Raw genomic sequence first — 20,734 nt, 5'->3', positions numbered from 1 at the left:
TGAACAGTGAAAGCGTCGATACGTAGGGTGACTGTCCGAGGTGTGTCGGCCGTTGTCCGGACCGTCGGAAGCAGGCCTCGGGTAAGGGCGTTACGGCAGGCGGTACGACAGAGGGGTGCGGTAGTCGTTCTTCAGGTGATGCCGTTGAACTGCGAGACCCATTCCGGGATGGACGGCAAGATCGAGCTTCTGAAGTTCGCGGATGGTTCGGCTGTGGGCCGCTCCGACGGCGCGTTCAGCGGTCGGCCGACCTCCGATCCCAAACACCTGCGCATCCTTGAGCTGCGGTATGGCACCATCCGGGCTCAGGCGCTCTCCCCACGGGAGTCGCTGGCCTTCGTCGAGCAACTGCTGGGAGAGACATGATCCGCGAGAGCACCGCCGGGGACACCTCCGAACTGGCGTGGTTCAAGAGCAGCTACAGCGGCGGAAACGACGGCAACTCCTGTGTGGAGCTTGCCGTCACCCCCGGCACCGTGCACGTCCGCGACTCGAAGAGTGTCGAGGGCCCCCGGCTGGCGCTCACGCCCAGGGCGTGGGCGGACTTCGTGCCCTACGCCGCGAAAAGCCGTCAGCGCGCCACGAACTGCGTCAGGATCGCCTGGACCTCGTAGATGTCGACGCCCTTGGTGAAGGTCTTCTCGATGGGGGTCGGGGTGCCGGAGATCCAGATCTTCAGTTCGGCGTCGAGGTCGAAGGTGCCGGCCGTCTCCACCGCGAAGTGGGTGATGCTGCGGTAGGGGACCGAGTGGTACTCGACCTTCTTGCCGGTGATGCCCTGCTTGTCGATCAGGATCAGGCGGCGGTCGGTGAAGAGGATCGTGTCGCGGATCAGGAGGTAGGCCGCGTGGACTTGTTCGCCGTGACCCAGGAGACGGGCGTAGTCCTGCTGGGCGGACTGCGGGTTCACGGTGTGCGCGTTGCCGAAGAGTGCCATCGGTGATCCCCCGTTCGGTTGGCCGGATGCCTCGCTCATCCTACGAACAGAGACCTCCGTGGGGCGACAGGCCCAAGGGCGAGCCGATCGGGAAACGGGTCCGCCCCCAGGAGGAGGTCCCCCTAGGGGCGGGTGCGGGGCGGTGGTTACGCCGGCTCGCCGCCGAAGCGCTCCTTGTACGACTCCAGGTCCTCGTCCGTGAGCTTGGCGAACAGGACCGGCGGGATGGTGAAGGGGGTGCCGGCCGGGACGGCGGTGAGGGAGCGCGCCTCGTCCGCGGTGACCCACAGCGCGGTGTCGTCCTTCAGGGAGAACGCCTCGCGCATCTTCTTCGCCGAGGTCGGGATGAACGGCTCGGAGACCACGGCGTAGAGGTGGATCAGGTTCATCGCCGTGCGCAGGGTGAGCGCGGCGCCCTCGGGGTTGGTCTTGATCTCCAGCCAGGGGGCCTTCTCCTCCAGGTAGGAGTTGCCCGCCGACCACAGGGCGCGCAGCGCGGCCGCCGCCTTGCGGAACTGGATGGCCTCCATCTGGGACTCGTACTCCGCGAGCAGGCGGGCGATCTCCTCGCCCAGCTTCGTCTCCGCCTCGCCGGGTTCGGCGCCTGCCGGGACCTCTTCGCCGAAGCGCTTCTTGGAGAACGACAGGACGCGGTTGACGAAGTTGCCGAGGGTGTCGGCCAGGTCCTTGTTCACCGTGGCGGTGAAGTGCTCCCAGGTGAAGGACGAGTCGTCCGACTCCGGGGCGTTCGCCATCATGAAGTAGCGCCAGTAGTCGGCGGGCAGGATGTCGAGGGCGTCGTGCGTGAAGACGCCCCGGCGCTGGGACGTGGAGAACTTGCCGCCGTAGTAGTTCAGCCAGTTGAAGGCCTTGATGACGTCGACCTTCTTCCACGGGGTGCGGGTGCCCAGCAGGGTCGCCGGGAACATCACGCTGTGGAAGGGGACGTTGTCCTTGCCCATGAACTGCGTGTAGTGGACGTTCGCGTCCGACTCCCACCACCAGGAGCGCCAGTCGCGGTTCTCCGGGTCCTGGTCCGCCCACTCCTTCGTCGCGCCGATGTACTCGATCGGGGCGTCGAACCAGACGTAGAAGACCTTGCCCTCGGCGGCGAGGTCCGGCCAGGTGTCGGCCGGGACCGGGACGCCCCAGTCCAGGTCGCGGGTGATCGCCCGGTCGTGCAGGCCCTCGGTGAGCCACTTGCGGGCGATGGAGGAGGCGAGGACGGGCCAGTTGTCGGCGCGCTCGTCGACCCATGCCTCGACCTCGCCGGCGAGGGCCGACTGGAGGAGGAACAGATGCTTGGTCTCGCGGACCTCCAGGTCGCTGCTGCCGCTGATCGCGGAGCGGGCGTCGATCAGGTCCGTCGGGTCCAGGACGCGCGTGCAGTTCTCGCACTGGTCGCCGCGGGCCTTGTCGTAGCCGCAGTGCGGACAGGTGCCGATGATGTAGCGGTCGGGCAGGAAGCGGCCGTCGGCGTTCGAGTACACCTGGCGGATCGCGCGCTCCTCGATGAAGCCGTTCGCCTTCAGCTCGCGGGCGATCTCCTGCGTGATCTCGTGGTTCTGCGGTGAGGAACTGCGGCCGAAGTAGTCGAAGGCCAGGCTGAAGCCGTCGTAGATCGCCTTCTGCTGGTGGTGCGCCTCGGTGCAGAACGCGTCCACCGGGATGCCCTGCTCCTTGGCCGCGAGCTCCGCGGGGGTGCCGTGCTCGTCCGTCGCGCAGATGTAGAGGACCTCGTGGCCCCGCTGGCGCAGGTAGCGGGAGTACACGTCCGCCGGGAGCATGGACCCCACCATGTTGCCCAGGTGCTTGATCCCGTTGATGTACGGAAGGGCGCTGGTGATGAGGTGTCGAGCCATCGCGGGCTGCTCCCAAGTCGCTACGTGGGGTGACGATCTCGTGGTCGGGGTCGTCTACGAACCTTGAAATCGTAGCTGACACGGGTACGCCGCCCGCCTCCCCTTTTGCGGGGTGGGAGCGGGCGGCGTCGGGGCCGGGTGGGCCCGGGGTGGAGCCCCGGGTGAGGGGTCAGGGGCGCCAGTTCGCCAGGACGCCCTCGTAGAGCTCCTTGTCCGTGAGCTCGCGGGGGGTTTCGCCGGCGAGGAAGTGGGACGTGTTCGGGGTCTTGAGCTTGCGGAGGTAGTCGAAGGCCTTGTTCTCCGGGTCCCCGAAGGCGACGAAGGAGAAGAAGACGGCGGGGTGGGTCTTGGCGGCCTCGGTGAGGGCCTGGGTGGCGGGGGTCTTCGCGTCCGGGGCGCCGTCGGTCTGGAAGACCACCAGGGCGGGGGCGGCCGGTTCGGCCGTCTTGTCGTGGTGGGCGAGGACGGCTTCGACCGCCGCGTGGTAGCTGGTGCGGCCCATACGGCCGAGGCCCGCGTGCAGGTCGTCGATCTTGTTCTCGTGCTCGGCGAGGGTGATCTCGCCGGTGCCGTCGAGTTCGGTGGAGAAGAAGACGACCGGGACGGTGGCCTCGGGGTCGAGGTGTGCCGCGAGCGCGAGCGTCTGCTCGGCGAGGGCCTGGGCGGAGCCGTCCTTGTAGTACGGGCGCATCGAGGCGGAGCGGTCGAGGACGAGGTAGACCTTGGCCCGGCTGCCGGTGAGGCTGTGGGCCTCAAGGGTGGCGGTGGCGGCCTTGTAGGCGGTGGTGAGGCCCGGGGCGCGGGTCTTGACGCGGGTGAGGGGGAGGGCGGGCCCGGCCTCGGCTGCGTCGTCGGCGGCCGCGGGTTCGGAAGCCGCATCGACCTCGGCCTTCGGGTCGGCTGCCTTGGGGGTGGTCTTGGCCGTGGTCTCGACCTTCGGTTCGGCTGCCTTGGGGGTGGTCTCGGTCTTTGGTTCGGCTGCCTTGGGGGTGGTCTTGGTCTCGGCCTTCGGTTCGGCTGCTTTGGGGGTGGTCTTGGCTTCGGCCTTCGGTTCGGCTGCCCTCTGCGTGGCCTCGGACTTCGGCTTGGGCTTGGCCGGTGCCTTGGCGGCGGGTGCGGCGTCGGCTTCGGCCTCGGGGGCCGTCTTGGACTTCGTCCCTGTGCCGGACTCGCCCTTCGGCGCGGCCTTCCGCTTGGTGCTGGGGTCGGCCTTCGGCTCCGGGGCGGCCGTGGACTCGGCTTCGGCCTCCGGCTTCGCGTCGGCCGTAGGCTCGACCTCGACCTCGACCTCGACCTCGGCTTCGGGCGCCGGTTCCGCCTCGGGCTTCGAGTCCGCCTCGGGCTTCGAATCGGCCTTCGGAGCGGGAGCCCCCGAAGTTGCCGGTTCCGCGGCCTCCGGCTCCGCCGGGGTGGGCTCGGGCTTCGGCTCGGCGGGCGTCTCGGACTTCGGCTCGGGCTCGGCCTCCGCCTCGACGTCTGCTTCTGCTTGAGCTTCCGCTTCCGTCGTGTCCGCAGGCGCGTCCGCCTCTGCCGATGCCTTCGCGTCGGTCGTCGCGGTGGGCTCCGACTGCGCCTCTTCCGCCGGTGCGGCCTCCGTCTTGACCGGCTCCTCTGCCGGTGCGGCCTTCGTCTTGACCGGCTCCTCTGCCGGTGCGGCCTTCGTCTTGACCGGCTCCTCTGCCGGTGCGGCCTCCGCCTCCACCGTCTCCGCCGGAGTCGCCTCGGCCTCGCCCGGCTCCTCCGCTACGGCCCGTTCCGGCGCCTCGGTCGCCTTCTCCGCCACGGCCGGCTGCGAAGCCTCCGTCGGCTCAGCAGCCTCAGCCGGCTCGGCAGCCTTCCCCGGCTCCTCCGGGGTCTCCCGCTCCTCAGCCCCTGCCGGTCGGTCCTCGACAGCCGTCTCACCGACAGCCGTCTCCTCGGCGGACGGCGGCTTCACCGTCGGCTCCTCCTCCGCCGACCGTGCGGGCCTCGGGACCGCCACATGGTCGAAGGCCGCCGACACCAGGTCGTGGTGGTCGGAGGACGACGGGCGGGGCTCGGGGACGCTCGCCGTCGGTGCGGGCTTCGGTTCCGGGGAGGGGGACGGGACCTTCGGGTCCGCGGAGGGGGCCGCGGCCGGTGTCCCTTCCGCAGGTGCGAGAGTGTCGGGGCCGGTGTGCTCGGCGGTTCCGCCGTCGGTCCCGCTGGTCTCACCGGCGGTCGTCGTCCGCGCCGCACCCTCGGCCTCGACGGTCCGTGACTTGCGTGACCGTCCGAACGCGTTCCGCAAGAGAGTGAGAATGCCCATGTGCGCGCAACCCTTCGCGTGAGTTGAAGCCCGTCAATCCCTGGCCAGGACGGACACGTAAGGTTAGCGGCCCTCCTGTGTGATCTTGGGCAGGGTCTGTTGTGCCAGGTCCATCCTGTCAAGAGGGCATCCGGCCTGTCCGGGTGTCGCGATGCTGAAGGGCGGCAACCCCCGTACGGCAGCGACGGGTTCACTCGCTGTTCATCAGGGCGCCCGGCTACCGCACATATGTGCCCCTACGGTCTCGCTGACACCTAGGGCATCCATGGGGAGAGTAAAGTGCGCAAACTGCTGCCGTTGATCGGAACGCCGTCCGGTTCGCACCCTGGCGGCCGGTCCGCCATGACCTGTCGTTTCCGGTGTGGTGACGCCTGCTTCCATGAGGTGCCCAACACCAGCTCCAACGAGTACGTCGGTGATGTGATCGCCGGTGCGCTCAGCCGCCGGTCGATGATGCGGGCCGCGGCCGTGGTGACGGTGGCCGCCGCCGGAGCGGGTGCCGCGGGGGTCGCCCAGGCCCCGCAGGCCGCCGCCGCACCGGCCGCCGGCCCGGCCTCCGCCGCCGCCTCCGTGGCCGGCCGGCGCAAGAACAAGGGTGCGCGCGGGCTGCGCTTCGCGCCCGTCGCGCCGAACACCGCCGACGCCGTGACCGTGCCGGAGGGGTACCGGCAGAACGTCGTCATCCGCTGGGGCGAGCCCATCCTGCGCGGGGCGCCCGCCTTCGACCCGGAGCGGCAGACCGCCAAGGCCCAGGCCGGTCAGTTCGGGTACAACTGCGACTTCCTCGCTCTCCTGCCGCTGCGCGGGGAGCGGAACAGGCAGCTGCTCGTCGCCAATCACGAGTACACCGACGAGATCCTGATGTTCCGCGGGTACGACTCCGCCAACCCCACCCGTGAGCAGGCCGAGATCGCCTGGGCGGCGCACGGCCTGTCGGCGGTCGTGGTGGAGGAGGACCGCAGGAGCGGCAAGCTCACCGCCGTCTCCCGGCATCGGCTGAACCGGCGGGTCACCGCCACCACCGAGTTCCGGCTCACCGGGCCCGCCGCCGGGTCCGACCTCGTGAAGACCTCCGCCGACCCGACCGGCACCAAGGTGCTCGGCACCCTCAACAACTGCTCGGGCGGTGTCACCCCGTGGGGCACGACCCTGCACGGCGAGGAGAACTTCAACCAGTACTTCGCCAACAGCAGCCGGGCGACCGACAAGCGGTACGGGATCGGCACCGGCGCCACCGAGCGCAAGTGGGAGAGGTTCGACAAGCGGTTCGACGTCGCGCAGGAACCGAACGAGGTGCACCGGTTCGGGTATGTCGTCGAGTTCGACCCGTACGACCCCACGTCGACGCCGCGCAAGCACACCGCTCTCGGGCGGTTCAAGCACGAGGCCGCGACCGTGCGGCTGACGCACGACGGCCGGCCGGTCGTGTACTCCGGTGACGACGAGCGGTTCGACTACTTCTACAAGTTCGTCGGCAGCAAGCGGATGCGGCACGGGTCTTCGCGTGCCGTGCGCGAGCACAACCTCTCCCTGCTCTCCGAGGGCACGCTGTACGTCGCCAAGCTCACCGGGGACTCTCCCGCCATCGAGATCGACGGCACGGGCAAGCTGCCGGGCGACGGCGAGTTCGACGGCAGCGGCGAGTGGATTCCGCTGGCCACCGCGACCGCGAAGGGCGCCGTCTCGCACGTGCCGGGGATGAGCGCCGAGGAGGTGTTCGTCTTCACGCGGCTCGCCGGTGACAAGGTGGGCGCCACCAAGATGGACCGGCCCGAGGACATCGAGCCCAACCCGGTGACCGGCAAGGTGTACGTCGCCCTGACCAACAACTCCGCCCGTGGCGTCGGCGCCAACGCCACGGCGGACGAGGCCAACCCGCGCAACGCCAACAAGCACGGGCACGTGCTGGAGCTGACCGAGCGGTGGAACCGGCCGGAGAGCACGAGGTTCGCCTGGTCGCTGTTCCTCGTCGCCGGTGACCCGGAGGACCCGGCGACGTACTTCGCGGGCTTCCCGAAGGACGGCGTGAGCGCCATCTCCTGCCCGGACAACCTGGCCTTCGACTCCTACGGCAACCTGTGGATCTCCACCGACGGTTCCGCGCTCGGCTCGCACGACGGCCTGTTCGGTGTGGCGACCCGGGGTGAGCGGCGCGGTGAGCTCAAGCAGTTCCTGACCGTGCCGAAGGGCGCCGAGACGTGCGGCCCGATCATCCAGGACCGGCGCGTCCTGGTGGCCGTGCAGCACCCGGGCGAGGTCGACGGCGCGTCCGTGGAGGAGCCCGCCAGCACCTGGCCCGACGGACCGGGGACGTACGTCCGCCCGGCCGTCGTGACCGTGTGGCGTGCCGACGGGTGTGACATCGGCGTCTGAGCCGGGTCGTCACCGGCAGGCCGGCCGACGGGCGGTGACACGCACCGCGGCCCCGGCCCGTCCCGCACCGGCGCCGTCCCGGACGCGACCGAACGGTCCCGCGTCAGCCGGCTGTGGGCCGGCGGTCCGGCGGCGGCGATGAACAAGGCCCTGGAGACGTCCGCCCGTTGAGACCCCATGCCGATACGGCCGTCCCGCTGCGCGGGGCGGCCGTATCCGTGTGCGCGCACCGGGCCCGGTCAGCGGCCCTCGTGGAGCGTGAGGTCGGTGACGACCGCGCGGTGGTCGGTGTCGGACAGGTCCAGGACGCGGGTACGGCTCGCTCCGAAGTCCTCCGACACCAGGACGTGGTCGATCTGCGCGCCGAACGTGGGGGCCGTGACAGCCGGCCAGGTGGCCGTGCGGTCGGCGCCGTCCAGGCGGGCGGCGTCGTGCAGGCCGGTGTCGAGGATGCGGCGGAAGGCCGCGTGGTCCTGGGTGGCGTTGAAGTCGCCCGCCAGGACGAGGGGGGTGCCGGGGCCGGCGGCGGCCGCGTCGCGCAGGGCGCCCAGCTCCCGGCGCCAGACGTCCACCTGGCCGGGCAGAGGGGGCATGGGGTGGGCGAGCTGGAGGCGTACGGCGTGCCCGTCGACGTCGGCGACCGCCCCGGGCATGCCCATCGTGCCGCGCACGCCCTCGGCGGGCCGGAGTGGGAAGCGGCTGAGGATGACGGAGCCCTCGGAGCCGCCGCCCTCCACGGCCCGGCGGTGCGGGAAGTCCTGGGCGAGGTCCCGCTCGAGCAGGGCGTCGCACGCGGGGTCGCACTCCTCGACGAAGACCACGTCCGGCTTCTCGCGGCGGACGGCGGTGACGAGGGAGGCGGTGCCCTGGCCGAACTCGACGTTGGAGGTCAGCACCCGCAGTTCGGCGACCGGACGGCCCACGGGGTCGCCGACCTTGCCGTACGGCTCGATGTACCAGGCCAGCAGGCCGAGCAGGACCACTCCCCAGACGGTGCCGAGCCACCGGCGGGACAGCAGGGTGAGCAGCAGTCCCGCGCCGGTGGGCACGAGCAGCCAGGGGAGGAAGGCGAGGAGCTGCGGGACGGGGGTGATGCCGTCGCTGTCGGCGGCGCGGAAACCGACGACCACGCTCACGCAGGTGAACAGCAGGCCGGCGCACCAGGCGCCGAGCCGCCGTCGGGGCGGACGGTCCTCGCACCCGTCGTCCCTGGCGGTCCACTCGGCAGCGGCGGTGTCCAAGGCCCGGCCTTCCGTTCGGGGTGGGTTTCCCGCATCCTCCCTCAGAGACGGGGTGGGGCGGTGGAGGGTTGCCGGGCGTCGACCCGGGCCAGGAACGCCTCCAGCGCCTGGTCGAACACCTCCGGGCGTTCCAGGTTCGGCATGTGGGCCGCGCCCTCGATGACGTGCAGTTCCGCGTCCGGGAGGGCCGCGTGCATGGCCCGGGCGTCGGAGACCGGCGTGAAGGTGTCGTCGGCTCCCACGACGACCAGGGCCGGGACGGTGACGCGGGTCAGCAGGGTGTCGTAGCCGGGGCGGCGGGCCCGGGCGCGCAGGGCCGCGGCGGCACCCTCGGGGGCGGTGGCGGTCATCATGCCGTGGACGTGCGCCTTGACCGCGGCGGACGCGTACGGGGCGACCATCCGCTCCAGGACCTCGTCGGCGTAGCCGCGCATGCCCTCCGCGAGGAGGCGGTCCGCCGCCGCGTCCCGGGTGCGCACGCCCTCGGGGGTCTCCGGCGACGGGAAGGTGTCCGCGAGGACCAGGCCGCGGACCCGCTCGGGGAACAGGCGGTAGCAGTCCATGACGATCTGGCCGCCCATCGACAGGCCCGCGAGGACGAACGACTCGACCTCCAGCTCGTCCAGCAGGGCCTCGATGTCCCGGGCGAACGCGGAGAAGTCCGGGACGGCCGGGGTCGTCGGGGAGGCGCCGTAGCCGCGCAGGTCGGGGGCGATGACGCGGCGGGTACCCGGGAACCTGTCGAGCTGGGGAGCCCACATCGTGTGGTCGAAGGGGTGGCCGTGGACGAGGACCAGGGGCACCCGATGGGTATCGGGGCCTTTGTCCTCGTATGCGAGGAAGGGTGCCATGGCGTCGACCCTAGGCCGCCCAACTACTCGGTGCAATAAGATCTTTGCTCTCGGTGCAATCCAAGGGGGAGACCGGCCGATGAGTGACTACCGGCGTATCGCCGACCGCATCGCCGACGACATCGCCACCGGACGGCTGCGGCCGGGCCAACGGCTGCCGACCCAGCGGGCGTTCGCACGCCGCCGCGGCGTCGCCCCGTCCACGGCGGGGCGGGTCTACGGCGAACTGGTGCGGCGCGGGCTGGTCGTAGGGGAGGTCGGGCGGGGCACCTTCGTACGGGCCGCCCCGGCGGTGGGCCGGGCGGGGCGGACGCTCACCGAGGCCGCTCCGGGCGCCGCACACGTCAACCTGGAGCTCAACTACCCCTCCGCCCCGGGCCAGGCGGAGCTTCTCGCCCCCGTGCTCGCCCCGCTGCTGCGCCCCGACGTGCTGGCCGAGGCGCTGTTACCGGCCGCCGCCACCGGCACCGAGGCCGCGCGGGAGGCCGCGGCGGCGCTGCTCACCACTCCCGGCTGGCGCCCCGCCCCCGAGCGGCTGCTGTTCACCGGCAACGCCCGGCAGGCCATCGCCGCCGTCCTCGCCTCGCTGGTCCGGCCCGGCGGCCGGGTCGGGGTGGAGCAGTTGACGTATCCGCTGGTCAAGGAGATCGCGGCGCGGCTCGGCATCAGGCTGGTGCCGCTGGCCGGGGACGCGGCCGGACTGCTCCCGGAGGCCGTCGCCGCGGCGCACCGCACGGCGCCGCTGTCCGCCCTCTACGTGCAGCCGACGCTGCACAACCCGACGTCCCTCACGACCGGCCGGCCGCGGCTGCTGCACCTCGCCCAGCTGGTCCACGACCTGGACCTGCCCGTGGTGGAGGACCGCATCTGGTCCTTCCTCCGGGAGCCGGGCGATCCCTTCGCCGCGCACGCCCCGGCCCTCACCCACGTCGTCGACGGGCTCTCCAAGCGGGTCGCCCCGGGGCTCACCGTCGGATTCCTCGTGGTGCCGCCGCACCGGGTCGCCGCCGTGGCGGGAGCCGTGCGGTCGGGCGGCTGGAGCGCGGGGCGGTTCGCGCTGGAGGCGGCGGTGCGGTGGGTTGGGGAGGGAACGGTGGCGCGGCTGGTGGAGGCCAAGCGGGCGGACGCGGCACGGCGGCAGCGGATCCTCGCCGAGGAACTCGCGGGCTTCGCCGTACGGTCCGACCCGGGGGCCTGCTTCGCCTGGTGGGAGCTGCCCGCCCCGTGGCGCGCCGACACCTTCACGGCCGCCGCCGCGGCGCACGGCATCGCCGTCACACCCGGCCCCGACTTCGCCGTCGCCCCCGGGCACACGCCCGACGCCGTCAGGATCGGGCTCGCGTCGGCTCCGGAGCCGGATCTGCGACGGGCGCTGCGGACGCTCGCGCGGGTCGCCGCGCGGCGAGCCGGGGAGCGTACCGGCCCGTGACCCAGGCGACGGCCGCCACGGTCAGGCCCAGCACGCACAGCAGCCACGACACCCCGCGCAGGGTGGAGGTGAGGGCGTCGTAGACCGCGCCCGCGGCGGGGCGGTGCGGCGCGTCGGGCAGGTCGGCCAGGGTGAGGCGGCGGCCGATCGCGACGGCGAGGACCAGCAGGGCCCCGCCCAGGGCCGTACCCAGTCCGAGGGCGGTGACCGCGCGGCGGCGGCACGCGGCGACGGCGATCCCGGCGACCGCGAGGACGCCGGTGGCGAGCGGCAGCCAGAAGGCGGCGGTGTCCAGCACGTGGTACCCCGTGCGCAGTCGGTCCACGTCCGCGGCCGTGAGCACCGGGATCCGCGTGTGCGTGACCGGGATGCGGTGGGCGAACGACACGTGGTCGTCGGCGAGTCGCTGTTTGATCCGGGCGATGACGGGGGCGGGGTCGACGGTGACCGGGGCGCCGTGGGCGCCGTCGTCGCGCAGGGCGCGCAGCACCGCGTCGTGCACGGCCAGGTTCGACGCGTCCCAGGCAGCGCGATAGGCCTCGGTGCGGGTGAAGGAGCGCGCCGCGTCGTGCACGAAGGGCCCGACCGCCCCGCGCAGCGGACCGGTGTCGAGCTTGTGCCCGGCCTCCCGCATCACGCCCTCCCCGACGGCGTCCGCGACCGCCCGCCGCACGTCCGGGTCGGTGGCGAGCGGCGCCATCGTCCGGACGTAGCGGCCGGTGTCGGTCATTCCGTGGGCGGCCCAGGACGCGAGCGCCCCGAAGGGCAGGAGCAGGCACGCCAGGACGAGCAGAACGGCCGACAGGACGTTCCGCGATCGTGGGGGCGCCTTCTCGGACACGGGCGCCCGGTTGCGCCGGGACACCCTTCCAGGCAAGGTGCCCCGGCCCCGCCCCGCGAGCGGTGCGACGGCGTCCGGCCGCCCGCCCGCCGCGTCGAACGGCCTCCCCACCTGCGAAGAGCGACGCCTCCCCGGTCCGACGGCGGGCTGCTCCGAACGGGGGTCCCGCACACCTCAGTCGAGGCGCCGGCCCGCGGCGTCCTCGTGTGTGTAGAAGCGGTAGAACACCATCGCCATGACGCCCGCCCCCACCAGCAGCCCCAGGCCGCTGGAGCTGAACACGGACGCACCGGTCTGGCTGTAGAGGAAGCCGACCGCACATCCCGTCAGGACGCCCCAGCTCAGCGCGTGCAGTTCGCGGGGCAGCCGCGGGGACAGCTGCCACACGGCGGCGAAGGCCACGGCGAACACGAGCGCCGTGACGAAGCCGAACAGCAGGTTCCAGCCCGTGATGGGCCCGCCGTGGCGCTGGTTGGCCGCGGCCCAGAAGCCGTAGACCAACCCGAGGACGACGGGCAGCGCGACCTTCGCGGCGGCGTGGGTGCGCGCACTGAAGACATCGGGCCTGCGACGAGACGTGGTCAGCGTGCGTGAGGCGGGTGCCGCATGAGCCATGACAGCTCTCCTCTCTGTCCCCTGCCCCTGGATCCAGGGCACACCGGCCGGGGACCCCTGGCAAGTCGGCGGCGCCCGGGCCGGAGGTCGTCGGCAGGTCGGCGGCGCCCGGGCCGGGAGCCCCGGCAGGTCGGCGGAGTCTCGGCCGGGGGTCGTTGGCAGGTCGGCGGAGTCCGGGCCGGGGGTCGTTGGCAGGTCGGCGGAGTCCCGGCCGGGAGCCTCGGCAGGTCGGCGGAGTCCCGGCTGGAGGTCGTCGGCAGGTCGGCGGAGTCCCGGCCGGAGGCCCCCGGCAGTCGGCCGCATCCCGTTTCCGCGCGCGGAGCGGGATGCGGCCCGTCCCGCCCCGTGTTTCGCTGGGGCGGTGAGCCGCCACCGCCGGGCCCCCGGCCCGCTCGTCCGGTACGCCCGGGCCGGGGGCCCGGCGGCCGTGCGGCGGCAGGAGTTGCTGCGGGTGCGGGGCCGCAGCGTGGCCTGGCTGCCGCCGCTGCTGCTCCTCGTCGCCATCGCGGTGGCCGACTACCACACCATCGGCGAGTTCCGGATGATCTCCTGGATCGTGCTGGTACCGGCCATCGCCGCCTCGATCTGCGGGGTGCGGGGCACGGCCCTGTTCGCGGTCCTCTCCCTGGTGACGTACGTCGTCGCCGACAGCGCCTGGCCGCACGAATACCGGGCCGGGCGCGCCGACTTCGTCCTCGTCGCCCTCGGCGGCATCCTCGCCACCCTGGCCTGCGCGATCCGCGTGCGCGACGAGCGCCGCGCCCTGCACATGGGCGACGTCACCGACACCATCCGCCGCACGGTACTGCGCCCGCTGCCCGACGGCTGGGGCGGCCTCGACCACGCCGGTGTCTACCTCACCGCCGACGCCCACGCCCGTGTCGGCGGCGACTTCTACGACATCCAGCCCGGCCCGCACGGCACCCGCGTCCTGGTCGGCGACGTGCAGGGCAAGGGCCTGGGCGCGGTGGAGGCGGCGGCCGCGCTGCTCGGCACGTTCCGCGAGGCCGCGTACCACGAGGCGGACCTGGCGACGGTCGCCGAGCGGCTGGAGACACGGATGACCCGGCATCGCGGGCACACCGTCGCCCTCGGCCGCTCGGACGGCGACCGGTTCGCCACGGCCGTCCTGCTCGCCTTCCCCGACGACGACCAGGAGGCGGTGGACGTCCTGCTGTTCGGGCACGAACCGCCGCTCGCCGTCGGGCGGGGAGGGGTGCGTACCCTGTCGGCCGGTGCGGGGCTGCCGCTCGGCTTCCGGGGCCTCGCACCCGGGCCCGCAGAGATCCGGCGGTGGCGGATCAGCGGTGACGAGACGCTGCTGCTGGTGACGGACGGGGTGACGGAGACCCGGGACGGCACCGGGGCGTTCTACCCGCTCGCCGACGAGCTGGCCCGGGCGGTCGCCGAGGACCCGGGCACCGCCGGACCGGCCCGCTTGGCGGCCTTCGTCAGGGACGGCACGCTGCGGCACGGCGGCGGGCACCTCGTCGACGACACCACGGTGTTCGCCGTCCGCAGGAGAGCCCGGTGCGAAGCCCCCGAAGGGGGACGTTCGCGGCCCTGAGACCCCCCTGTGCGGCCGCAGCCGTTACGGTGCTGACGTACGTGATCGACACAGGGGGTGGGGCGATGCCCGGAACCGTGCTGCTGCTGGCGGCCTCGCCGGTGGGCAAGGGGCGCCTGGTGGACGCCGCCTCCGTGCTCCCCGTTCTCGCCGCCGTGGCGCCCGGCGTGCTGTCCGGCACCGACACCGCGAACGTCGTCGAACTCGCCGACCCGCTGGAGCCGCAGGCCGTCCTCACCCGCCTGCGCGCCGCCGCCGCGGCCCCCGGCCCCCTCACCGTGTACGTCACCGGCCAGCTCCAGCTCGACCGCCGGCAGCGCCTGCCCCACCTCGCACTGGCGCGCACCACCGCCTCCACCGCCCGCTACACGGCGTTCCCCTGGCACTGGTTCCGGGAGGAACTGCGGCTGCGGCCGGCCGGTGCCACGACCCTCCTGCTCGACCTGCACGCCGACGCCGAGACCTGGGAGCTGCTGCGCGGCACTCCGCTGGACTCGGGCCGCGGCAACGCCGTTCACGGTCGCATCGCCCCACCGCCCTCCCGGCGCACGGTCGCGCAGCCGGCGTACATGAAGGCCGTCGCGACGATCCTGCGCAGCGGGTTCCGGCCGCCGGCCGAGCAGTTGCACCAGCAGGCACTGACCCGGATCGCGCCGGAGAGCGCGGGGACGGACCTGGTGCTGAGCATCCCGGGCCCGACGGGCGGTGATCCGCACGCCGCGATCACCGCTGCCGTCCAGTCCGGCCGGCACGCCGACGCCGACGCGCTCGCCGCCCGGCACGAGCAGCTCGCCGTCGCCGCGCACGGACCCGCCTCCGAGGAGGCCCTGCACTGGGCCGAAGTACGCGCCGACCTGGCGATGTTCGCCGGGGACGCCGCCCGCAGCTGCCACACCTGGCTGTCGATCGCCACCGCCCGCCTGAACGCCGGGCAGGCGCCGGACGCCCCCGCCGTGGAGGCCGCCGTGGACCGGGCGCACCACCAGTGGGGGCAGGTCCGCGACACCGTCCCCGCCCGCGAACTGGGGTCCGCGCTCGCCGCGTTGCGCGGCAGGGTGCCCGGGCGGCGCGAAGGGGCGCTGGACCATGTGCAGCGGCAGCTCAGGCAGTTGCAGATCCAGGGCTGAGCCACGGGGGAACGGTGCCGTGGGCCGCTGGTGCGACGCGGCGGTTCGGGTCGGGTCAGCGGGAGTCTGCGACGGTTCGGGTCGGGTCAGCGGGAGTCCGCGACGGTTCGCGGGCCGTGTTGGGGTGCCTCGGCTCGTGCCGGACCCGCGTTCGCCGCGAGCAGCAGGGTCGCCACGGCGACGAGGGCGGCGGTGAAGCCTCGGGCGTACCGCTCGGCGGTGCGTGTGCGTTCGAGCACGGCGACCTCGCAACTGGGGCGGCGACTATGGCGGCGGCGTGTTAAGCGGGTTCGACAATCCGGCTTAACACTCCGTTTAACCTAGGGGCAGTTCAGGTCGAACGGCAAGAGGTGCAGGGGGAGTTGGCGTGGGGGAGCGTGACGATCCGGGGACCATCGGTCGCCGGGTGCAGCGGTTGCGTGTGGAACGCGGACTGACCCAGCGGCAGCTGGCGGAACCCGTGTACACACCGGCCTACATCTCCACCCTGGAGTCGGGCCGGGTGCGGCCCTCCGACGACGCCCTGCGGCATCTCGCGGAACGGCTCGGCGTCGCCTTCGACGAGCTCGCCGGCGGGCGCTCGGCCCGGCTCGTCACCGGACTGCGGCTGCGGCTGACCGAGGCGCAGCGCGCCCTCGCGCTCGGTGAGGCCGAGGCGGCGGCCGCACAGTACGCCGAGCTGCTCGTCGAGGCCGAGACGCAGGGGCTGGCCGGGGAGCAGGCCGCCGCGCTGCTCGGGCTCGGCGAGTGCGCCCTGGAGACGGGCGAGCTCGTGGCCGGCCGGCAGTACTTCGAGCGGGCCGAGGAGCGTCTGGCCGACGCGCCGCTGCCCGCCCGGGTCCCCGCCCTGCGCGGCCGGGCCGTGGCCCACTACCTCGCCGGTGAACTGCGCTACGCCGTCTACCTGCTGGAGACGACCCTCGACGAACTCAACCGCGGCGGACTGCACGACCCCGACGCCCTGCTGCTGCTCTACGCCAGCGCCATCGGCCCGTACATGGACATGGGCGCGCACGCCCGGGCCGCCCAGGCCGCCGAGTTCGCCCTGGCGCTGGCCCCGCAGTCCGGCGACCCCGCCCTGGTCGCCCGCATGCACCGGTCCGTCGCCCGCACCCTGGTCGCCGAGGGGCGCCTCGCCGAGGCCGACGCCTCCCTGGCCAAGGCCGCCGAACTGTACCGGGGTCTGCAACTGCGCACCGAACTCGCCAACTGCCACTGGATGCGCGGCTACGTCTACGCCCAGGACGGGCAACTGGAGCGCGCCGAGGCCGAGCTGCGGGAGGCCCTCGGCATGCTGTCGGCCCAGCGCGCCGCCTTGTACAGCAGCCAGGTCGCCGTGGAGCTGGCCGACGTGCTGCACAAGCGCGGCAGGTCCGACGAGGCCGCAGCCCTGCTGCACGACGTCCTCGGGCACCTGTCCCCCGAGCGCGGCGCCGTCCACTCCGCCGCCGCGCACCGGCTGCTCGGCATCATCGCCGAGGACGCCCGCCGTACAGAGGACGCCGAGGAGCACTACGTCCGTGCCCTGAGCCTGCTGGAACGGGCCGGCGCCGCCGGTGACCTGGCCGACCTGTGCCGGCTGCTGGGCGACCTGCTGCGGCGGACCGGCCGGGTGGAAGCGGCCCTGGACGCCTACCGGACGGGCCTCGGGCACCGTACGGCCCCCGGCACCACGACCCTCGGCCCCGCGCCCGCACAGCCTCCCCTGTGAGGGCACCGGGCCCTGACACCGCCGCACGGGTTAGCCTCCCTCCCTGGAAGTGAACGACCGGGGCGGGCGCGTGGAGAACCAACGAACGGTGGCCGACGGCATACGGCTCGGCCTGCGGGCCCTGGTGTACGCCGTGCTCGGCGGTGGCGCGCTGCTCGCCGTCGCGACGGTGGTGTCGGTGCTCGGGCCGATGCTGGCGCTCGACCTCTACACCCCGCCCGTCGCGGCCTGGTGGACGGTGTTCACCGCCATCACGGTCCAGGGCGTGCCGTTCCTGCTGCTGGGCACGGTCGTGTCGGCGGCGATCGGGGCGTTCGTGCCCGAGCGGGTGTTCCAGCGGTTGCTGCCCCGCCGTACGGTGCTCGCCGTGCCGGTCGCCGGGGCCGCCGGGGTCGTGCTGCCCGGCTGTGAGTGCGCGTCCGTGCCGGTGGCGGGGAGCCTGATGCGGCGGGGTGTCGCACCCGCCGCCGCGCTGGCCTTCCTGCTGTCGGCGCCCGCGATCAACCCCGTCGTCCTCGTGGCGACGTCCATCGCCTTCCCGGGGCAGCCGGAGATGGTTCTCGGCCGGCTCCTCGCCTCGCTCGGCACGGCCGTGGTGATGGGCTGGCTGTGGGCGCGCTTCGGGCGGGAGAAGTGGCTGCGGCTGCCGAAGCGGAACGGGGGGCGCACGCCGGCCGGCGGTCCGCGCGCCTTCGTCTCGGGGCTTCAGCACGACTTCCTGCACGCGGGCGGGTTCCTCGTCCTCGGGGCGGCGGCCGCGGCGACGTTCGACATCGTCGTGCCGCGGTCGGTGCTGGAGGTGTTCACCGGGTCGGCCTGGCTGTCGGTGCTGCTGCTCGCGCTGCTCGCGGTCGTGCTGTGCGTGTGCAGTGAGGCCGACGCGTTCGTGGCGGCGTCGCTGAGCGGCTTCTCCCCCACGGCGAGACTGGCCTTCATGGTGGTCGGGCCGATGGTCGACCTGAAGCTGATCGCGTTGCAGACGGGCACGTTCGGCAGGGCCTTCGCGGTGCGGTTCTCGGCGGCGACGTGGGTGGTCGCCGTGGGGAGCAGCGTCCTGGTGGGGTGGTGGCTGCTGTGAGGCGCTACGGACCGGCCGTACTGCTCGCGCTCGTGGGCGCGGCGATCCTGCGGGTGTCGCTCTTCGGCGAGCTGTACCTCCGGTACGTGCAGGCGGGACTGCGGCCGTACCTGGTGATCTCCGGGGTGGCGCTGGTGCTGCTGGCGGTGGTGGTGGCGGTGCTGACACGCGGTGCGGAGACCGACGAGGGCGTCGAGGCCGACGAGGGTGCGCCGGAGGCCGCGACGCACGAGCACGGCCACGGCGCCGCCGGACCCCGGGTCGCCTGGTTCCTCACCCTGCCCGCCCTCGCCCTCCTGCTGTTCCCGCCGCCCGCCCTCGGCTCCTACAGCGCGCAGCGTGAGGCGGACCGGCGTGCCATCCAGGGCGTCGGCACCTTCCCGGCCCTGCCGGCGGGTGACCCGGTCGATCTCGGCCTCGGAGAGTTCGGCTCCCGGGCGGTCTACGACAGCGGCCGCTCCCTGCACGGCCGTACGGTCCGGCTCACCGGCTTCGTCACCCGCGACGACGACGGCACCTGGTACGTCACCCGCCTCCTCGTCTCCTGCTGCGCCGCCGACGCCACGAGCGCGAAGGCCGAGGTGCGCGGCGCGCAGGCCCCGCCGGTCGACACCTGGGTGACGGTCACCGGCAGGTGGCATCCCGAGGGGAGCCTCGGCTCGGACGAAGCCTGGCCGCCGGTCGTCGACGTCCTCTCCGTACGGCGGGTTCCGCAGCCGGACAGCCCGTACGAGAGGCGCTGAGGCCGCCCGCCACGGCCACGGCCCCGCGCGCGGGTTTTGCCCCCCTGCCCACGGGTAGTCGGGGGCTCCGGGAGGGCTCGGAGCGATCCGGGCGGGTGTCGGGTGCGGTGCCCGGCGGGCATCGGGCGAGGTCGTGGGCGCTGATGCCGGCCCGGCGCCGGGCGGGGTGCCGCGCTGGCGGGTCGGCCGTCCCGGTCGGCCTCGCGCCCGGCCGTGCGGCCGCGCACCGGCGAACCGTGCGGCCGGTCCCCCGACGGACCGCTCGCCGGGTCGAGTTCCGGCGGCCTGCCCGGCTCGCGGTCCGCCCGGAAACGAACGGCGACGGTGGAAGCCGCGGTGATCGAAGGAGGCGGTGGCCGTGCGGCCCAGGGACGACCCGCGAGGCGCCCACGGCGGCGACCCGGGGCCCGGCCGTAGCGAGGGAGCAGGCCCGGACCCGGACGGAGTCCGGGCCGCCGACGTGATCGCCAGAGGGGTGCGGGGCGCGGCACCGGGAGAGGTGCCGGGGCGGCTGTGCGCGGTCGCGGTGGAACTGCTGCCGGTGACCGGCGCGAGCGTGTCGCTGCGCAGCCAGGGCATGCCCCTGCAGTTGAGCGCGAGCAGCGCGCAGGCCGCGCGCCTGGCGCAGATCCAGGCCACTCTCGGTGACGGCCCCTGCCAGAGCGCACTGGAGGCGGGCGCCCCCGTACTCGCCTGCGACCTGACCACGGGCCGTGACGCGGGACGCTGGCCGGTCTTCGCCCAGCAGGCGACGGAGGCCGGGGTGCGGGCGGTGTACGCGGTGCCGCTGGGCAGCGGCGCGGTGTGCGTGGGCACCCTCGACCTGTACCGCGACCGCCCGGGCGGACTCAGCGACCGCCAGCTGCACGTGGCCCGGATCGTGGCCGGTGTCATGACCGTGGCCCTGATGGCACTGCCGCACGGGGACGAGCCCGGGACACGGGGCGGGGAGGACTGGCTGAGCGGGCTGGCCGCGGACCACGACGAGGTCTACCAGGCCGTCGGCATGATCATGGCCCAGCTCGGCGTGGGCGCGGACGACGCGCTCGCGCGGCTGCGGGCGGACGCCTTCGCGCACGGGCGCACGGCTCTGGACGTGGCACGGGACGTGACCGCCCACCGCACGCGTTTCGACCGCTACTGAACCCGGCCGGGGGCGTCAGATCTCGGCCCTGCCCCGCTTCGTCAGCTCGGCCAGGCGCTGCGCCCCGAGCTGCGCGACCTGCTGCGTCACCTCGGTGTACACCTCGCCGAGGCCTCCGTTGGTGAGGGTGATCGCCTCCTCGCCGACGCGGACGGCGGCGAGGTCCATCGTGAGGTACGTCAGCTCCCCCTCCTCCGACTCGCCGGCCAGCGTGACCCGCAGGGCCTGCCGGGCGTCCCCCACCGCTGACAGCGGCAGGTCGTGGACCTCGACGTTCTGGATGCCGCCGCGGGTGGTCGCGGCCGTGAACCGGCCGCACCTGCCGGGCAGCGACTTCATCCAGCCCAGCGCGCGGTCCACGTCCGCCGGGCGATGGGCGGCGACCCGGTAACGCAGCTGGGCGTCGGTGTCCCCGTCGTCGAGCGCCGAGGTCGCCTGCGGCCCCTTCGGGGCGCCGAAGGGCTCCTCCGTGTACAGGACGTCCAGCAGCCGCTGGCAGTCCCGCTTCTCCGTGGTCGCCTTCAGCAGCCCGTCCCGCCAGGTCCGCGCGCCACGGGTCGGCCCCCACGGCTCCCCCAGATCGGTCTCGGTGACCAGCGCCGCCCGGGCCTGCGCCTCGGTGAGGGCGGCCCCGGAACCGGCGGGCTGCTCGTCGGCGGGTGACGCGGCCGTGGCCGACGCGGAGACGGCCGGGGAGGCGGAGAACCACCGGGGCCGTGGCTCGTCCCCGACGGAGCAGCCGGCCGTGGCCAGCAGGGCGGTCACGGACAGCGCGGAGGCGAGGAGGGCACGGGGGGCCGGAGGGTGCGTCATCGGGGTGCCTCCTGCGGGGGTCATGGAGGCGCCGCCGGGCGGGGCGGGCTCTCCACGATCGGGTACGTGCTCTTACGGCACCACCGCGACCGCCCGCCCACCAGCGATACGGTCC

At 73.7% G+C, this 20,734-nt stretch carries 18 protein-coding genes and 1 pseudogene; 10 read left to right on the top strand and 9 right to left on the bottom strand.

The genetic code is table 11. From position 1 onward, the window contains the following. Positions 1–57: 57 nt before the first annotated feature. Together ABTX62_RS00745 and ABTX62_RS00740 are read left to right on the top strand one after the other, a co-directional pair. Positions 58–366 (top strand): annotated as a pseudogene (locus tag ABTX62_RS00745) (Scr1 family TA system antitoxin-like transcriptional regulator); the annotation flags it as partial. Continuing rightward, entirely contained in the window at positions 363–614 is a 252-nt protein-coding gene (locus ABTX62_RS00740; protein ID WP_352114158.1) for a DUF397 domain-containing protein, read from the top strand. The pseudogene ABTX62_RS00745 and the gene ABTX62_RS00740, both read left to right, overlap by 4 nt. On the opposite strand, the gene ABTX62_RS00735 is transcribed toward ABTX62_RS00740, so the two are convergent. The 3 genes from ABTX62_RS00735 to ABTX62_RS00725 form a co-directional block, all read right to left on the bottom strand. Further along, entirely contained in the window at positions 572–937 is a 366-nt protein-coding gene (locus ABTX62_RS00735) for a PH domain-containing protein (RefSeq protein WP_221758613.1), read from the bottom strand. The genes ABTX62_RS00740 and ABTX62_RS00735 overlap by 43 nt on opposite strands. Positions 938–1,083: 146 nt before the next feature. Then, complete coding sequence (gene metG, locus ABTX62_RS00730) at positions 1,084–2,799, bottom strand: methionine--tRNA ligase (RefSeq protein ID WP_352114157.1); 1,716 nt, start codon at positions 2,797–2,799, stop codon at positions 1,084–1,086. A gap of 169 nt (positions 2,800–2,968) precedes the next feature. Further along, positions 2,969–5,086: a VWA domain-containing protein gene (locus ABTX62_RS00725; protein ID WP_502997882.1), complete on the bottom strand. Its 2,118-nt coding sequence runs from the start codon at positions 5,084–5,086 to the stop codon at positions 2,969–2,971. A gap of 279 nt (positions 5,087–5,365) precedes the next feature. Here ABTX62_RS00725 and ABTX62_RS00720 point away from each other — a divergent pair, with 279 nt between their 5' ends. Beyond that, entirely contained in the window at positions 5,366–7,459 is a 2,094-nt protein-coding gene (locus ABTX62_RS00720; protein ID WP_352114156.1) for a PhoX family protein, read from the top strand. Positions 7,460–7,698: 239 nt separating this feature from the next. On the opposite strand, the gene ABTX62_RS00710 is transcribed toward ABTX62_RS00720, so the two are convergent. Together ABTX62_RS00710 and ABTX62_RS00705 are read right to left on the bottom strand one after the other, a co-directional pair. After that, positions 7,699–8,700, bottom strand: a complete 1,002-nt coding sequence (locus ABTX62_RS00710; RefSeq protein ID WP_352114155.1) for an endonuclease/exonuclease/phosphatase family protein — start codon at positions 8,698–8,700, stop codon at positions 7,699–7,701. A gap of 41 nt (positions 8,701–8,741) precedes the next feature. Next, positions 8,742–9,551 carry an alpha/beta fold hydrolase gene (locus tag ABTX62_RS00705; RefSeq protein ID WP_352114154.1) on the bottom strand — a complete coding sequence of 270 codons (810 nt, stop codon included), beginning with the start codon at positions 9,549–9,551 and terminating at the stop codon, positions 8,742–8,744. A 79-nt stretch (positions 9,552–9,630) separates the two neighbouring features. On the opposite strand from ABTX62_RS00705, the gene ABTX62_RS00700 reads away from it, so the two are divergent. Next, a complete protein-coding gene (locus ABTX62_RS00700; RefSeq protein WP_352114153.1) occupies positions 9,631–10,980 on the top strand; it encodes an aminotransferase-like domain-containing protein in 1,350 nt (449 codons plus the stop codon). Here ABTX62_RS00700 and ABTX62_RS00695 read toward each other — a convergent pair. Together ABTX62_RS00695 and ABTX62_RS00690 are read right to left on the bottom strand one after the other, a co-directional pair. After that, positions 10,877–11,821 carry a hypothetical protein gene (locus ABTX62_RS00695; protein ID WP_352114152.1) on the bottom strand — a complete coding sequence of 315 codons (945 nt, stop codon included), beginning with the start codon at positions 11,819–11,821 and terminating at the stop codon, positions 10,877–10,879. The two genes, ABTX62_RS00700 and ABTX62_RS00695, sit on opposite strands and share 104 nt — an antisense overlap. Before the next feature lie 174 nt (positions 11,822–11,995). Further along, positions 11,996–12,436 (bottom strand): hypothetical protein, encoded by a 441-nt coding sequence (locus ABTX62_RS00690; RefSeq protein ID WP_352114151.1) that lies wholly within the window; start codon positions 12,434–12,436, stop codon positions 11,996–11,998. 361 nt (positions 12,437–12,797) lie between these two features. Here ABTX62_RS00690 and ABTX62_RS00685 point away from each other — a divergent pair, with 361 nt between their 5' ends. Further along, positions 12,798–14,003, top strand: a complete 1,206-nt coding sequence (locus ABTX62_RS00685; RefSeq protein ID WP_502997881.1) for a PP2C family protein-serine/threonine phosphatase — start codon at positions 12,798–12,800, stop codon at positions 14,001–14,003. Between the two features lie 65 nt (positions 14,004–14,068). Continuing rightward, a complete protein-coding gene (locus ABTX62_RS00680) occupies positions 14,069–15,130 on the top strand; it encodes a serine/threonine-protein kinase (RefSeq protein WP_352114150.1) in 1,062 nt (353 codons plus the stop codon). Between the two features lie 86 nt (positions 15,131–15,216). On the opposite strand, the gene ABTX62_RS00675 is transcribed toward ABTX62_RS00680, so the two are convergent. Continuing rightward, positions 15,217–15,369, bottom strand: a complete 153-nt coding sequence (locus tag ABTX62_RS00675) for a hypothetical protein (protein ID WP_283968298.1) — start codon at positions 15,367–15,369, stop codon at positions 15,217–15,219. A 128-nt stretch (positions 15,370–15,497) separates the two neighbouring features. On the opposite strand from ABTX62_RS00675, the gene ABTX62_RS00670 reads away from it, so the two are divergent. The 4 genes from ABTX62_RS00670 to ABTX62_RS00655 all read left to right on the top strand — a co-directional run bounded on the left by ABTX62_RS00670 (position 15,498) and on the right by ABTX62_RS00655 (position 19,806). Next, on the top strand, positions 15,498–16,841 hold the full coding sequence (locus tag ABTX62_RS00670; RefSeq protein WP_352114149.1) for a helix-turn-helix domain-containing protein: 1,344 nt from the start codon (positions 15,498–15,500) through the stop codon (positions 16,839–16,841). Between the two features lie 70 nt (positions 16,842–16,911). Then, entirely contained in the window at positions 16,912–17,919 is a 1,008-nt protein-coding gene (locus tag ABTX62_RS00665) for a permease (protein WP_352114148.1), read from the top strand. After that, on the top strand, positions 17,916–18,662 hold the full coding sequence (locus tag ABTX62_RS00660; RefSeq protein WP_352114405.1) for a TIGR03943 family putative permease subunit: 747 nt from the start codon (positions 17,916–17,918) through the stop codon (positions 18,660–18,662). The genes ABTX62_RS00665 and ABTX62_RS00660 overlap by 4 nt, the downstream gene beginning before the upstream one ends. A 352-nt stretch (positions 18,663–19,014) precedes the next feature. Then, on the top strand, positions 19,015–19,806 hold the full coding sequence (locus ABTX62_RS00655; protein WP_352114147.1) for a GAF and ANTAR domain-containing protein: 792 nt from the start codon (positions 19,015–19,017) through the stop codon (positions 19,804–19,806). A gap of 15 nt (positions 19,807–19,821) precedes the next feature. On the opposite strand, the gene ABTX62_RS00650 is transcribed toward ABTX62_RS00655, so the two are convergent. Next, complete coding sequence (locus ABTX62_RS00650; protein ID WP_352114146.1) at positions 19,822–20,619, bottom strand: hypothetical protein; 798 nt, start codon at positions 20,617–20,619, stop codon at positions 19,822–19,824. Positions 20,620–20,734 lie beyond the last annotated feature (115 nt).

The sequence above is a fragment of the Streptomyces sp. NPDC096046 genome (genome assembly GCF_040303285.1).
Classification (GTDB): Bacteria; Actinomycetota; Actinomycetes; order Streptomycetales; family Streptomycetaceae; genus Streptomyces.
This window is presented reverse-complemented; position numbering and strand designations above follow the sequence as displayed.